Source organism: Actinoplanes sp. CA-131856 (genome assembly GCF_050956135.1).
GTDB lineage: Bacteria > Actinomycetota > Actinomycetes > Mycobacteriales > Micromonosporaceae > Actinoplanes.
This window is the reverse complement of record NZ_CP191849.1, coordinates 8818397-8830991: the sequence shown is the minus strand read 5'-3', so window position 1 is coordinate 8830991 and position 12595 is coordinate 8818397. Positions and strand designations below refer to the sequence as shown.

The 12595-nt window shown below is 69.2% G+C and carries 12 protein-coding genes; 5 read left to right on the top strand and 7 right to left on the bottom strand.

Annotated features, from left to right (window positions below; translation table 11 throughout):
* The 7 genes from ACQP2X_RS40320 to ACQP2X_RS40290 all read right to left on the bottom strand — a co-directional run bounded on the left by ACQP2X_RS40320 (window position 1) and on the right by ACQP2X_RS40290 (window position 6137).
* The gene (locus ACQP2X_RS40320) at window positions 1–600 is read right to left on the bottom strand and encodes a DedA family protein (protein WP_498690921.1); all 600 of its coding nucleotides are present in this window, start codon (window positions 598–600) and stop codon (window positions 1–3) included.
* A gap of 54 nt (window positions 601–654) precedes the next feature.
* Window positions 655–1545: an amidohydrolase family protein gene (locus tag ACQP2X_RS40315; RefSeq protein WP_498690919.1), complete on the bottom strand. Its 891-nt coding sequence runs from the start codon at window positions 1543–1545 to the stop codon at window positions 655–657.
* A gap of 206 nt (window positions 1546–1751) precedes the next feature.
* Entirely contained in the window at window positions 1752–2948 is a 1197-nt protein-coding gene (gene kynU, locus ACQP2X_RS40310; RefSeq protein ID WP_498690918.1) for a kynureninase, read from the bottom strand.
* The gene (locus tag ACQP2X_RS40305; protein WP_498690916.1) at window positions 2945–3799 is read right to left on the bottom strand and encodes a tryptophan 2,3-dioxygenase; all 855 of its coding nucleotides are present in this window, start codon (window positions 3797–3799) and stop codon (window positions 2945–2947) included. The genes kynU and ACQP2X_RS40305 overlap by 4 nt, the downstream gene beginning before the upstream one ends.
* Window positions 3800–3821: 22 nt before the next feature.
* Window positions 3822–4232, bottom strand: a complete 411-nt coding sequence (locus ACQP2X_RS40300) for a YchJ family protein (RefSeq protein ID WP_498690915.1) — start codon at window positions 4230–4232, stop codon at window positions 3822–3824.
* 8 nt (window positions 4233–4240) lie between these two features.
* On the bottom strand, window positions 4241–4633 hold the full coding sequence (locus ACQP2X_RS40295) for a methyl-accepting chemotaxis protein (RefSeq protein WP_498690914.1): 393 nt from the start codon (window positions 4631–4633) through the stop codon (window positions 4241–4243).
* A 91-nt stretch (window positions 4634–4724) separates the two neighbouring features.
* Window positions 4725–6137, bottom strand: a complete 1413-nt coding sequence (locus ACQP2X_RS40290) for a HEAT repeat domain-containing protein (RefSeq protein ID WP_498690912.1) — start codon at window positions 6135–6137, stop codon at window positions 4725–4727.
* Window positions 6138–6406: 269 nt separating this feature from the next.
* Here ACQP2X_RS40290 and ACQP2X_RS40285 point away from each other — a divergent pair, with 269 nt between their 5' ends.
* The 5 genes from ACQP2X_RS40285 to ACQP2X_RS40265 all read left to right on the top strand — a co-directional run bounded on the left by ACQP2X_RS40285 (window position 6407) and on the right by ACQP2X_RS40265 (window position 12530).
* Window positions 6407–7405: a LacI family DNA-binding transcriptional regulator gene (locus ACQP2X_RS40285; RefSeq protein WP_097325043.1), complete on the top strand. Its 999-nt coding sequence runs from the start codon at window positions 6407–6409 to the stop codon at window positions 7403–7405.
* 219 nt (window positions 7406–7624) lie between these two features.
* On the top strand, window positions 7625–9010 hold the full coding sequence (locus ACQP2X_RS40280) for an ABC transporter substrate-binding protein (RefSeq protein WP_498690910.1): 1386 nt from the start codon (window positions 7625–7627) through the stop codon (window positions 9008–9010).
* A gap of 53 nt (window positions 9011–9063) precedes the next feature.
* Window positions 9064–10002: a carbohydrate ABC transporter permease gene (locus tag ACQP2X_RS40275; RefSeq protein ID WP_498690908.1), complete on the top strand. Its 939-nt coding sequence runs from the start codon at window positions 9064–9066 to the stop codon at window positions 10000–10002.
* A gap of 4 nt (window positions 10003–10006) precedes the next feature.
* On the top strand, window positions 10007–10879 hold the full coding sequence (locus ACQP2X_RS40270; protein WP_097325049.1) for a carbohydrate ABC transporter permease: 873 nt from the start codon (window positions 10007–10009) through the stop codon (window positions 10877–10879).
* A 67-nt stretch (window positions 10880–10946) separates the two neighbouring features.
* Window positions 10947–12530 (top strand): glycoside hydrolase family 13 protein, encoded by a 1584-nt coding sequence (locus ACQP2X_RS40265; protein ID WP_498690906.1) that lies wholly within the window; start codon window positions 10947–10949, stop codon window positions 12528–12530.
* Window positions 12531–12595 lie beyond the last annotated feature (65 nt).

Here is a 12595-nt window from a genome sequence, read left to right as displayed (position 1 = left end):
TCAGCCATTCTGCCCGCGCCGCCATCGACTGCCGACGAAATAGGCGAGCAGCAGGGCGCAGGCGGCGATCACCAGATTCTGGAACGTGGCCACATAGGACTCGACGGCGGTCCAGTTGGCGCCGAGCGCGTAGCCGGCCAGCACGAAGGTGGTGTTCCAGATCAGGCTGCCGAGCGTGGTACAGAGCAGGAACGCGGGCAGCCGCATCCGTTCGACACCCGCCGGCACCGACACGAGACTGCGGAAGATCGGGATCATCCGCCCGAAGAAGACGGCCTTGGTGCCGTGGCGGGCGAACCAGGCCTCCGTACGATCGAGATCACCCACCTTGACCAGCGGCAGCCGCGCCGCGATGGCCCGGACCCGGTCCCGGCCGAGAGCGGCGCCGACGTAATAGAGGGCGACGGCGCCGGCAACCGACCCGAGAGTGGTCCAGGCGATCGCGGCGATCACGTTCATCCGCCCCTGCCCGGCCAGGAAACCGGCCAGGGGCAGGATCGCCTCGCTCGGAATGGGCGGGAACAGGTTCTCCAGGGCCACGGCGAGACCGGCGCCGGGCCCGCCGAACCGCTCCACCAGGTCGGTGACGAAAGAAGTCATGGGAACGACCGTAGAAACCGGCCGTCCCGCCGACCATGAGGTCGCCCGTCGTCCCTACCTGGGGAAAACCGCAGGGTGCACGGAGTCGTCGAGCACCCGCGCGGTGGCCAGCGAGTCGGCGAAGCGGGCGGGGTCGAGGTCGAGCCCGCCGGGAACCCAGGAGAGCCCGGGCCCGGTCATGGCGGAGAGGATCTCGTCCGGGGTCATGCCGGCCGCTTGGAGAAGGCGTACCTCCCGGGGGTTGACGGCGGGGGGAAGAGGACCGTTGCCGAGGTCGGTGCCGTAGAGCACCTGACCCCCGTACGACCGGAAGAGCCGCAAGTTGGCGACGGCGGTGACCGACGCCGGGGTGGGTTGTCCCCAGCCGTGGATGTCGAGGGTGCTGATCCAGGTCATGCGGGCGGCACAGTCACGGGCGAGACCGGGGTCGAGCGGCTCGGTCCACGGGGTGTGCGCGAGAAAGGAGGCCCCAGCGTCGAGAGCAAGCCGAACGGTGCCGGCCCCTTCGGCGTGTACGACCACCGGAAGCCCCTGTTCGGCGACGGCAGCCATGATCGCGGGGGACAGCAGCGGCCCGCCGGCGTGGGCGGTGACCTTGACGAGCGTGGCGCCGAGCGCTTTGGCCTCAGCCACCGCCTCGACGGCGTCGGCGGGGGAGCGGAGCTCGCGCCAGCTGCCGGCGGGCGCCCAGGCGCGGTCGCTGGGATATCCACCAGGAGCCGTCAGAAAAGGACCGGCATACCGGATTCGGGGCATTTTGCGCCGCTCGTGGTCTTCGGCGAGAGCAGCCACTGTGGAGGGCTCACCGCCGAGATCCCAGACCCCCGAGATACCGCCCGCCCGCACCGTCGCGAGATCAACGAGCGCGGAGTGCACATGCGCGTCGACGAGCCCGGGCAGCAGTGTTCCGGGGAAGCGGGAGGCCCCGCCCGAAAAATCCGCCACGAGGGAGAAATCGGAAATGCCCGAGCCGGGAAGGAGGGGCTGACCGGCGGCGCTGAAGCGGCTGCCGGCGCTACCCCACGCGGCGCCGGCGGTCGGGCTGCCGGGCGGAGGCGGACCCGCGGGCCGTGTATCAGTGGAAACCTGGAGGGCCGCGCCCGTGTGGAGGCGGCCCGCCCACCAGATGGAGTCGGCGGTGAGGGAGGAGGTCACAGGAGGTCGCGCAAAGTGGACAGGCCGTCATGGACCTCGGCGAAGCTGGTGCTCAGCGGGGCCGGGCCGATGCGCAAGCCGTCGGGGCGGCGGTAGTCGGGGATCACTCCCGCCGACCACAAGGGCTCCAGGAGCTGTTCGAAGCCGGGGCGCTTCACCGTGATGTGGCCGCCTCGGCGGGCAGGGGTGCGCGGGCTGGCCACCTCGACGCCCTTCGGCACCAGCCACTCGTCGGCCAGGTCCAGGACGTACGAGGTCAGGCGCAGGGACTTCTCCCGTACGGCCTCGATGGTCGCCTCCTCCAGGACGTTTAGGTTGGCGTGCAGCGGGACCATGGCCAGGATGGGCGGAGTGCCGCTCAGCAGAGCCCGTGAACCCTTCGCCGGCTCGTAGCCGGGGCCCATCTCGAACGACGCCCGGTGGCCCATCCAGCCCTGGATCGGCTGGCGTAGCTCCTCCTGCAAGCCGCCCCTCAAATAGGCGAACGCGGGGGCGCCGGGGCCGCCGTTCAAGTATTTGTACGTGCAGCCGACGGCCAGGTCCACGCCCCACTCGTCCAGGGCGATCGGCACCGAGCCGGCCGAATGGCACAGGTCCCACATGGTCAGGGCGCCCGCCTCGTGGGCGATCCGGTTGATCTCCTCGACGTCGGCCAGCCAGCCCGAGCGGTACGCCACGTGGCTGAACAGGACCAGCGCCGTGCGCTCGTCGACGACTTCGGCGACCTGTGCGGGGTGGATGCCCTCCTCGGGAGAGACGGAGATCCACACCAGTTCGAGGCCGCGCTCGGCCGCTATGCCCTCCAGCACGTACCGGTCGGTGGGGAAGTTGTCCGTGTCCAGCACCACTCGGCGGCGGCCGGGGCGGGCGTCCACCGCGGCCCGGGCCAGCTTGTAGATCAGGACCGTCGTCGAGTCGGCCACCACCACCTGGCCCGGGGCCGCGCCCAGGGCGATCGCGCCCAAGCGGTCGCCCAGCGTGATCGGCCACTCCAGCCAGCCGTCGGTCCACCCCTGGATCAGGCGGTTCGCCCATTGCGTACGGATGAACTCGTCCATCAGATCGGCCGTGGCCGCCAGCGGACGGCCGAGCGAGTTGCCGTCCAGATAGGACGCCAGGCCGTCGGCCGGCAGGAACCGGTCGCGGAAGTGGGCCAGCGGGTCGGCCGCGTCCAGGGCGCGAGGGTCGGTCAACTTGTGGCTCCGATCTCGGTGCGTACGGCGTACAGCTCGGGAAAGAACGTCAGATCCAGCGCCTTGCGCAGGAAATCGACGCCGCTGGACCCGCCCGTGCCCCGTTTGAAGCCGATCGTGCGCTCGACCGTCTTGAGGTGGCGGAAGCGCCAGAGCTGGAAGTTCTCCTCCAGGTCGACAAGTTCTTCGCAGGCCTCGTACGCCTCCCAGAAGCGCTCCGGGTCGCTGTAGATGCGCACGAAGACCGGCACGAGGTCCTCGTCGAAGTGGTGCGGCTCAGCGACGTCGCGGTGCAGCTGCTCGGCCGGAATGTCGTGGCCGTGGCGCGACAGGTAGCGCAGGAACTCGTCGTACACACTCGGGGTTTCCAGGGCCTCGACGAGCAGATCGCGGGCCGTCTGGTCGTCGTCGAAGAGCGACAGCATGCGGCGGTCCTTGTTGCCGAGCATGAACTCGACCGCGCGGTACTGGTACGACTGGAAGCCCGACGACGTGCCGAGGAAGGAACGGAACTCGGAGTATTCGCTCGGGGTGAGCGTGGCCAGCACCGACCACTGCTCGGTGAGGGTGCGCTGGATGTGTTTGACCCGGGCCAGACCCTTCAGGGCCGGGCGCAGATCGTCCTTGGCCAGATAGCGCTGGACGGCCCGCAGCTCGTGCAGCACCAGCTTGAGCCAGAGCTCGGACGTCTGGTGCTGAAGGATGAACAGCAGCTCGTCGTGGTGCTCGGGGACGCTGACCGGGTGCTGAGCGCCGAGGATCTCGTCCAGGTGCAGATAGCGGCCGTACGAAAGGTTGACCTTGAAGTCACGGACGATGCCGTCCTCCATCGGTCGCTGGTCAGGTGCCATCCCTGAAGGGAATCACACGACCTCAGGCATTGGCGAGTGACCCGTTGGTAAGGATCGGACCCCAGTACACCCACTGACCGTCGTGGCGCACGAAGCGGCTGCGCTCGACCATGTCGCCGGGCTTGCCGCGATCGGTGTAGTGGGCGCGGAACTCGACGATGCCCTCGGTGTCGAACATGCCGCCCCGCTCGGTCTCGAGGATCTCCAGGCCGGTCCAGCGCAGGTGCCGGTCGGGCTCGATCCGCTCCGGGCGGGTCTTGGGATGCCAGGACCGCAGGACGTACGCGTCGTCGTCGCGGGCGAAGGCGGAGAAGCGTGACCGCATCAACGCCTCGGCCGTGGCCGGCTTGCCGCCCCGGTGGAGGGGTTCGCAGCATTCCGCGTAAGGCAGGCCGCGCCCGCACGGGCACGCGGTGGTGGTCTTCTTCGCCATGGCTCCATTTAACCGCTGATCAAATTGCGGCAACGTTCCAGTTCGGCGATCGTCTTCGCGACGGCCTCGACAGCGGTGGCGGTGCCCGTGCGGATGCCGTCGACCTCGGCGTCGATGCGGGCCGTGGCGGTGGCGGTCTGACTGGCCAGCTGCTGCACCTCGCCGGCGACCACGGCGAAGCCCTTGCCGGCCTCACCGGCCCGGGCGGCCTCGATCGTGGCGTTGAGGGCGAGAAGGTTGGTCTGCTTGGCGATGGTGGCGATGAGCTGCACGACCTGCTCGATCTCGGCGCTGCCGGCGGCCAGCCGCTCGATCACCGAGGCGGCGGCCCGCGCAGCACGCACCGCCGCCTCGGTGGCGCTCGCCAGTTCCCCGGCGAGCCGCTGATCCGCATCGGTCATCGCGCCTCCCCTTGCACCTCCACGGTCTCATCGTCGGCCCCGGTCCGTCCGTCATTCCGCGTGATCGGCGTCCTCCGGCGGCCCCGGGCGTTCAGCGCAGGGCGCGGACACCGTCGGCCAGGTACGGGGAGAGGCGGGCGGCCAGGCCGGCCAGTTCGGCGCGGTCGCCGGCGGAGAGGTCATGGTGGTAGTGACCCAGCCCGGCCAGGCCGTGGCGGACCAACCGGTCGGCGTCGGCCCGGCCGCGGCGGGCCAGGCCGGGATCGGCGTCGGCGGCCAGCAGCAGGGCGGCGCGCAGCCGGGTGCGGAGGTCGTCCCCGCTCAGCACGCGGTAGGCGCCGCGGCGCACCTCCACGCGGGGTTCTGTGAGCAGGGGCCAGAGGTCCCCGGACAGGTGACGTCCGCGCAGGGCGTTCGCAGCCTCCCGGACGACCGTCGGTGACAGGTCACGCAGAAGGGCGGTGACCGCTGGGACGGGCACGCTGTCGACGGCGGCCAGGGCCCGCACGGCGGCGGCCCGGATCCGCGGGTCGTGGTGCGAGAGCAGGGTCGTCAGCTGGGCCGCGTCGGCGTAGTGGCCCACCTCACCGAGACCGGCGACGGTCGCGGGGGTGGGGCCACCGGCGACCGCGGCACGGTAGTGGGCGACCGGGTCGGCGACCCGGCTCCGGGCGTAGGCCCGGACCAAGGGGGCCGGGTCGTCCACGAGGGCGGCCACCTCGTCGTCCAGGCCGAGCTTGGCCAGGCCCACCAGCGCGCTGAGGCGCACGCCGGGGTAACGCGACGTCGTGAGTCGGCGCAGGGTGCCGGTGTCGGCGGTGGCGAGAATGGCACCGGCGCTGAGGGTGCGGATGAGCGGGTCCTTCGCCCGGATGGCGAAGCCGACGTGATCCTCGTGGGTCCAGCGGCCAAGCTCGGTGCCGACCGTGTAGGCGAACCGGCGTTCGCGTTGCTCGCGCGAACGGACGAGTGCCGGTCCCCGCTCGTCGAACGCGGCGGCGAGGACCTCCCGCAGGTGGGTCATCGCCCACCCGCCGCGGTCGCGAGCGGCGGTGTAGGCGGCCATGGGCAGGGCAGCCGGCAGATATCGGGCCAGGTCCGTGGACAGGACCGTCGCGAGCGCCCTGCGCGCGGGCTCGCGGACCTGCGGGGCCCAGTCGCCGCAGCGCAGCACGAGAAACGGGACCAGGGCCGGCTCGGGTGACCCAGCCAGCACCGCCACCGCGAGCGCCCGGACCCGTCCGTCCCGGCTCATCGAGGCGAGGGCGGCGGTCACCGGGGAGGGCGCCTCCAGGAAGTAGTGATCCGGGCCGGGAGAGGTGGACCGGCGGCACCGGACGTCGAGGTCGGCGATCAGCCGCGGGCGGTCGAGCAGCGCGGCCGGAGCGATCCGCCGGTCGGCCAGGGCCGCCAGCAACTCGTCCAACCCTTCCGCCTCCCGCCCCGACGCCCGCCGGAGAATCTCGTCGGATGAGGGCAGTGGGGAAGGCGGCTGGTCGGTCATCGCGCCATCGTGTCGCACCGGTGGCTGGGGTGTCCGCCGGTTTTCGGCGAGTGGGCGTTATGGAACCGTGGTGTAAGAGATGACTGCTCCTTCGTCGCGGAGAGCGATCACTTAACCGCTTCACGCCGAAGAAAGCCGATACGCGGCGCAACAATCTCGAACAAGATCGACTCATGGGATGACGGGATCTGAAATTCTCGACGTCACGAGCTGAAAAATCTGCAAGCGGCCGTTCGAAAATTGCAGTGGCCTGACGTAGGCTGTCGAGCGTGACCAAACGTCTGGCCGAAGTGGCCAAGAAGGCGGGCGTCAGCGAGGCGACCGTCAGCCGGGTGCTCAACGGGCGCAGTGGCGTCTCCGAGGCCACCCGCGCGTCGGTGCTGACGGCTCTCGATGTCCTGGGTTATGAGCGGCCCACCAAGCTGCGCGGGGAGCGCGGGCGGCTCGTCGGGCTCGTTCTGCCCGAATTGCAGAACCCGATCTTCCCGGCGCTGGCCGAGGTGGTGACCGCCTCGCTCGCTCAGCGTGGGTTCACCCCGGCCCTGTGTGCCCGCACCATCGGCGGTGTGCCGGAGCGTGACTACATCGAGATGCTCCTCGACCATCAGGTCTCCGGTGTCGTGTTCGCCGGTGGGTCCTATGCGCTGGCCGAGGCCGAGCACGGGCACTACAAGGCGCTGACCGACCGGCGGATGCCCGTCGTCATGGTCAACGCGGGCGTCAACGACCTGGGCTTTCCGCACATCTCCACCGATGACGCGGTGGCCGTCGAGCAGGCGTACGGACATCTGAAGTCCCTGGGTCACGAGCGTGTGGGCATGGTGATGGGGCCGGAGGACCACATGCCGTCGCGCCGCAAGCTGGGGGCGCTGGTGAAGATCGCCGGGCCCGAGGGTGAGGACTGGTTCGTCGAGCGCACCAACTTCTCGATGGAGAGCGCCCGCCTGGCCGCGGCCAAGCTGATCGAGCGCGGCGTCACCGGCATGATCTGCGCGAGCGACGTGCTCGCGCTCGGGTCGATCCGGGCCGCGCGCCGGCTCGGGCTCGACGTGCCGGCCGACGTGTCGGTGGTCGGCTTCGACGACTCGGCGCTGATGACCTGCACCGATCCGCCGCTGACGACGGTGCGGCAGCCGATCGAGATGATGGGGCAGGCCGCCGTCGACCTGCTGGTCAACCAGATCGAGGGCAGCGGCGTCGAGCCGGACGAGCTGCTCTTCGAGCCCGAGCTGGTGGTGAGAGGGTCGACGGCGCCGGCGAAGCGCTAGAACTGACGGAACGGAAAGGGCGAGCCCATGTGGGCTCGCCCTTTTTGTGTGCCTGGGCTCACAATCTCGACATCTGCCGGTCTTGCAGTCGTGTTTTTTCAGCAAACGATCGAAACCTTGCCGAAACAGGTCGGTCTCGTTACAGTGACTCCACTCACTTCCAGCACGCGCACATTATCGATAGCCATGGATACATCCGGATCCCGAAGGGATGGACAGATGTCCACACCGCAGTACCGGAAGGTCGCGGCCCTGGCGCTCGCGACCGGCCTGGGGCTCAGCAGCCTGGTGGGTTGCTCCACGAAGAGCAGCGACGACTCCGGGACCGACGCCGCCGGCAAGACCACGATCACCGTCGACTGCCAGCCCGTCGGCGCCCAGAAGGAGCTGCTGGCGAACTGGAACGCGGACGTCGCGGCGTTCGAGAAGGACAACCCCGACATCACCATCAAGAGCGTCAGCGTCGGCGAGCAGTGCAACAACCCGCCGGACTTCACCGCCCGCCTGGCCGGCGGCACGATGACCGACGTCTTCTACGGATATATGACCGACCTGCAGCAGGTGCTCGACTCCGGCCAGGCCATGGAGATCACCTCGCTGGCCAACAAGGACAGCATCCCGACCTGGGACAGCGTCGACCCGGCGCTCAAGGAGGTCTTCACCGACGGCGGCAAGCTCTACGCCGTGCCGGTGAAGAACTACTCGATGGGCCTGGTCTACAACAAGGCGCTGTTCAAGAAGGCGGGCCTCGACCCGGCGGCTCCGCCCAAGACGTGGGCCGAGGTGCGTACGGCGGCCAAGAAGATCTCCGCCCTCGGCGGCGGCGTCGCCGGCTTCTCCGAGTACAGCGCCGGCAACACCGGCGGCTGGCACTTCACCGCCGAGATCTACTCGCAGGGCGGTCAGGTTCTTTCCGAGGACGGCAAGAAGGCCGACTTCAACAACGCCCAGGGCAAGCAGGTCCTGCAGAACCTCAAGGACATGCGCTACGGCGACAACAGCATGGGCAGCCGTCAGCTGCTCCAGTGGGGTGACCTGCTGACCAATGCCGGCGCCGGCAAGGTCGGCATGTTCATCGGCGCCCCCGACTCCACCCAGGCCATCGTCAGCCAGTTCCAGGGCAAGTACGAGGACTGGGCCATGGGCCCGATGCCCGGCCAGGACGGACCGGCCAAGGCGACCCTCGGCGGTGGCGAGGGCTACTTCTTCAAGAAGGGCCTCACCGACGACCAGGTCAAGGCCGGTCTGAAGTGGATCGCGTACCAGAAGCTCACCCCGGGCAAGGGCCAGTTCGACTACGCGCGGGCCAAGCCGCAGAACTACCCGGTCGGCCTGCCCCAGCCGCTGCTGTTCACCAACGGCAGCGAGGCCCAGAAGCAGGAGCTCGACCTGCGCAAGGCGAACGCCAACCTCGACACGGCCAACTTCGCGCCGTTCGAGCAGAGCCCGGTTCCGATCAAGGGCGAGCCGCGCAACGCGCAGGCGATCTACGCGGTGCTCGACTCGGCGATGTCGGGTGTGCTGACCAACCCGAACGCCAACATCGACGAGCTGCTCAAGACGGCCGAGACCAAGGTCAACCAGCTCCAGGCCGCCGGTAGCTGATTCACCCGGGCGCGGGGGCCGAGAGGCCCCCGCGCCGGTACAAAGGAGTCCCCTTGACGATCGTTGCGCCGCAGATCACGAAGCAGCCCGCCGCGCCCGCTCCCCTCCAGAGGACCAAACGAGGCCGCAAGCTACGAGACAACCTCACCGGCCACGCCTTCCTGATCGGGGCGGTCGTCTGCTTCGCCCTCTTCATGTGGTTCCCGATGATCCGCGGCATCGTGATGAGCTTCCAGCGCACCCGCCGCGGCGAGACGACATGGGTCGGCTGGGACAACTACACCCGCATCATCGCCGACCCGAGCTTCTGGACCGCCTGGAAGAACACGTTCGTCTTCACCCTGCTGGCGCTGCTCCTGGGCTATCTTCTGCCGTTCTTCGTGGCGATCCTGCTCAACGAGTTCCGGCACTTCAAGGGCTATCTGCGGGTTCTGGTCTACCTGCCGGTGATGCTCCCGCCGGCCTCCGCGCTCTTCCTGTTCAAGTACTACGCGTACGACCCGAGCGAAGCCGGCCTGTTCAACGCCATCCTCAAGTTCTTCCACCTGCCCACGTCGGAGTGGATGCAGTCGCCGGGCATGACCATCCCGGCCATGGTCATCGCCTCGACCTGGATGAACATGGGCGGCGCGGTCCTCATCTATCTCGCTTCCCTGCAGAACATCCCGGGCGAGTTGTACGAGGCGGCGGAGCTGGACGGCGCGGGCATCGCCCGCCGCATCTGGAACGTGACGATCCCGCAGACCCGGCTCATCCTGGCCCTGCTGGCCATGCTCCAGATCGTCGCCACCATGCAGCTGTTCATCGAGCCGCTGATCCTGGCCAACGGCGCCGGCACGCAGGACTCGGCGACCTCGGTGGCCTACCTGATCTACCAGCACGGCTTCTTCCAGAACGACCTCAACGGCGCCGCGGCCCTCGGCGTGATCATGCTGCTGGTGCTGGGCGCCTTCAGCGCGGTCTACGTGCGACTGACCACGAAACAGGACTGAGACGATGACCCGTACCCTCATCTCGCAGGCGCAGCTCCGGCGGGGCCGCGGCCGGTTCCTCTACTGGGCGGTCCTCGGCGTCGTGGTCCTCGGGTTCACCCTGGTGTTCCTCGGGCCGCTCTACTGGATGGTCACCGGCGCCTTCAAGTCGGGCCAGGAGATCGCGCAGACGCCGCCGACCCTGTGGCCGCGCGATCCCGAGCTGCAGAACTACGCCGACGCGTGGAACAACCTCGAACTGGCCAAGCTCATGTTCAACACGTTCTACTACGCGGCCGGCGCGGTCTTCTTCCAGCTCGTCTTCGACACCGCGGCGGCGTACGCCCTCTCGAAGCTCCGGCCCGCCTTCGGCAACGTGATCCTGGCCGCGATGCTGGCCACCCTGATGATCCCGGCCATGGTCCTGATCGTCCCGCAGTACGTGACGGCCATCGACCTGCCGATCATCCACGTGAACCTGCTCGACTCGCCGTGGGCCATCTGGCTGCCGCTGGTCGCCAACGCGTTCAACATCTTCCTGCTCAAGCGGTTCTTCGACTCGATACCCGAGGATCTGATCGCCGCGGCCCAGGTGGACGGCGCGTCGCCGCTGCGCACGCTGTGGTCGATCATCCTGCCGATGTCGCGGCCCATCCTCGGCGTGGTGTCGATCTTCGCGGTGACCGCGGTCTGGAAGGACTTCCTCTGGCCCAAGCTGGTCATGCCGTCACCGGAGACGCGCACGCTCAGCGTCGGCATCTACGCCTTCGCCGGCGGCACCCCGCAGAACGTGGTGATCGCCGCCTCGGTCATTGCCGCGATCCCCACGGTGATCATCTTCCTGATCTTCCAGCGCAACATCATGTCCGGTCTCACCACCGGTAGCCTCAAGGGCTAAAAATCCACGTAAAACGGGCGGTTTATGAAAAACCGTCAGCCTCAGCGTGCACAGAAAGCGGGCAAAAGTGTCTCACCAAGACTCCCAGTGGTGGCGCGACGCGGTGATCTATCAGGTCTATCCGCGCAGCTACGCCGACGCGGACGGCGACGGCGTGGGCGACATCGCGGGCATCCGGGCCCACCTGGGACACCTGGCCGACCTGGGCGTCGACGCGATCTGGATGAGCCCGTGGTACCCGTCGCCGATGGCCGACGCCGGCTACGACGTGGCCGACTTCCGCGACATCGACCCCGCCTTCGGCACGCTGGCCGAGGCCGAGGCGCTCGTCGAGGAGGCGCACGCGGCCGGCATCCGGATGATCGTCGACATCGTCCCGAACCACATCTCCAGCGAGCACCCGTGGTTCAAGGCGGCCCTGGCCTCGCCGGACGCCCCCGAGCGCGACTATTTCTGGTTCCGTCCGGGGCGGGGGCCGCACGGCGACGAGATGCCCACCGACTGGGTCGGCGAGTTCGGCGGCACCACCTGGACCCGCGTCCCCGACGGCCAGTGGTACCTGCACCTGTTCACCCCCGAGCAGCCCGACCTCAACTGGGACCACCCCGACGTGCGGGCCGAGTTCGAGAGCATCCTGCGCTTCTGGTTCGACCGCGGCGTCGACGGCATCCGCATCGACTCGGCGGCCCTGCTTCTCAAGGACAAGAGCCTTCCCGAGGTACGCCAGGGCGAGCCCCATCCGTTCCACGACCTCGACGGCGTGCACGACGTGTACCGGGCCTGGCGCCGCGTCGCCGACGAGTACGGCGGCGACCGTGCCCTGATCGGCGAGGTCTGGATGCCGGAGGTCGAGCGGTTCGCGAACTACCTGCGCCCGGACGAGCTGCACGCGGCGTTCAACTTCGACTTCCTCGGCTGTGCCTGGGATCCGGCCCTGATGCGCGAGTGCGTCGACCGGACTCTGCACGCGCACGAGGCGATCGGCGCCCCGGCCACCTGGGTGCTGTCCAATCACGACGTCACCCGGCACGTCACCCGGTACGGCCGTCAGGACACCACGTTCAGCTTCGACAACAACCTCGACGGCACCCCGGTCGACCTCGAGCTGGGCACCCGCCGGGCCCGGGCCGCCGCCCTGCTGTCGCTCTCGCTGCCCGGCGCCACCTACATCTATCAGGGCGAGGAGCTCGGCCTCTGGGAGAACGAGAACATCCCGCCCGAGCAGTTCCAGGACCCGATGTGGGGCCGGCGCGGGCACAGCCGCGACGGCTGCCGGGTGCCGTTGCCCTGGACGGGCGACACCGAGCCGTTCGGCTTCACCACCGGCACCCCGTGGCTTCCCCAGCCCGCCGAGTGGAAGGACCGGACCGCACAGGCGCAGACCGGCGACCCGAGCTCGATGCTGGAGCTCTACCGGTCGGCCATCGCGCTGCGCCGCGCCGAGGCCGGGCTGCACCAGCCGGCCATGGCCTGGATCGACGCGGGCGCGAATGTGCTCGCCTACACCCGCGGCGACAGGTTCGCCTGCGTCGTCAACATGTCCGGCGCCCCGATCGCCCTGCCGGACCACGAGACCCTTCTGCTCGCCAGTGGCCCTCTCGACGGTGACCGCCTCCCCCCGGACACCGCCGTTTGGCTGCGCCTGCTCTGATCCCCGGCGGTGGCCGCCGGGGATCCACCCCTCGGCGGTCACCGACGAGCAGAAGAAGGGGGCCT

What these genes read in the sequence shown, in the direction of transcription:
- ACQP2X_RS40270 (WP_097325049.1), top strand. Translation starts at nt 10,007, where the DNA reads ATGACCCGTACCCTCATCTCGCAGGCGCAGCTCCGGCGGGGCCGCGGC.
- ACQP2X_RS40300 (WP_498690915.1), bottom strand. Translation starts at nt 4,232, where the DNA reads ATGGCGAAGAAGACCACCACCGCGTGCCCGTGCGGGCGCGGCCTGCCT.
- ACQP2X_RS40290 (WP_498690912.1), bottom strand. Translation starts at nt 6,137, where the DNA reads ATGACCGACCAGCCGCCTTCCCCACTGCCCTCATCCGACGAGATTCTC.
- ACQP2X_RS40280 (WP_498690910.1), top strand. Translation starts at nt 7,625, where the DNA reads ATGTCCACACCGCAGTACCGGAAGGTCGCGGCCCTGGCGCTCGCGACC.
- ACQP2X_RS40320 (WP_498690921.1), bottom strand. Translation starts at nt 600, where the DNA reads ATGACTTCTTTCGTCACCGACCTGGTGGAGCGGTTCGGCGGGCCCGGC.
- ACQP2X_RS40295 (WP_498690914.1), bottom strand. Translation starts at nt 4,633, where the DNA reads ATGACCGATGCGGATCAGCGGCTCGCCGGGGAACTGGCGAGCGCCACC.
- ACQP2X_RS40305 (WP_498690916.1), bottom strand. Translation starts at nt 3,799, where the DNA reads ATGGCACCTGACCAGCGACCGATGGAGGACGGCATCGTCCGTGACTTC.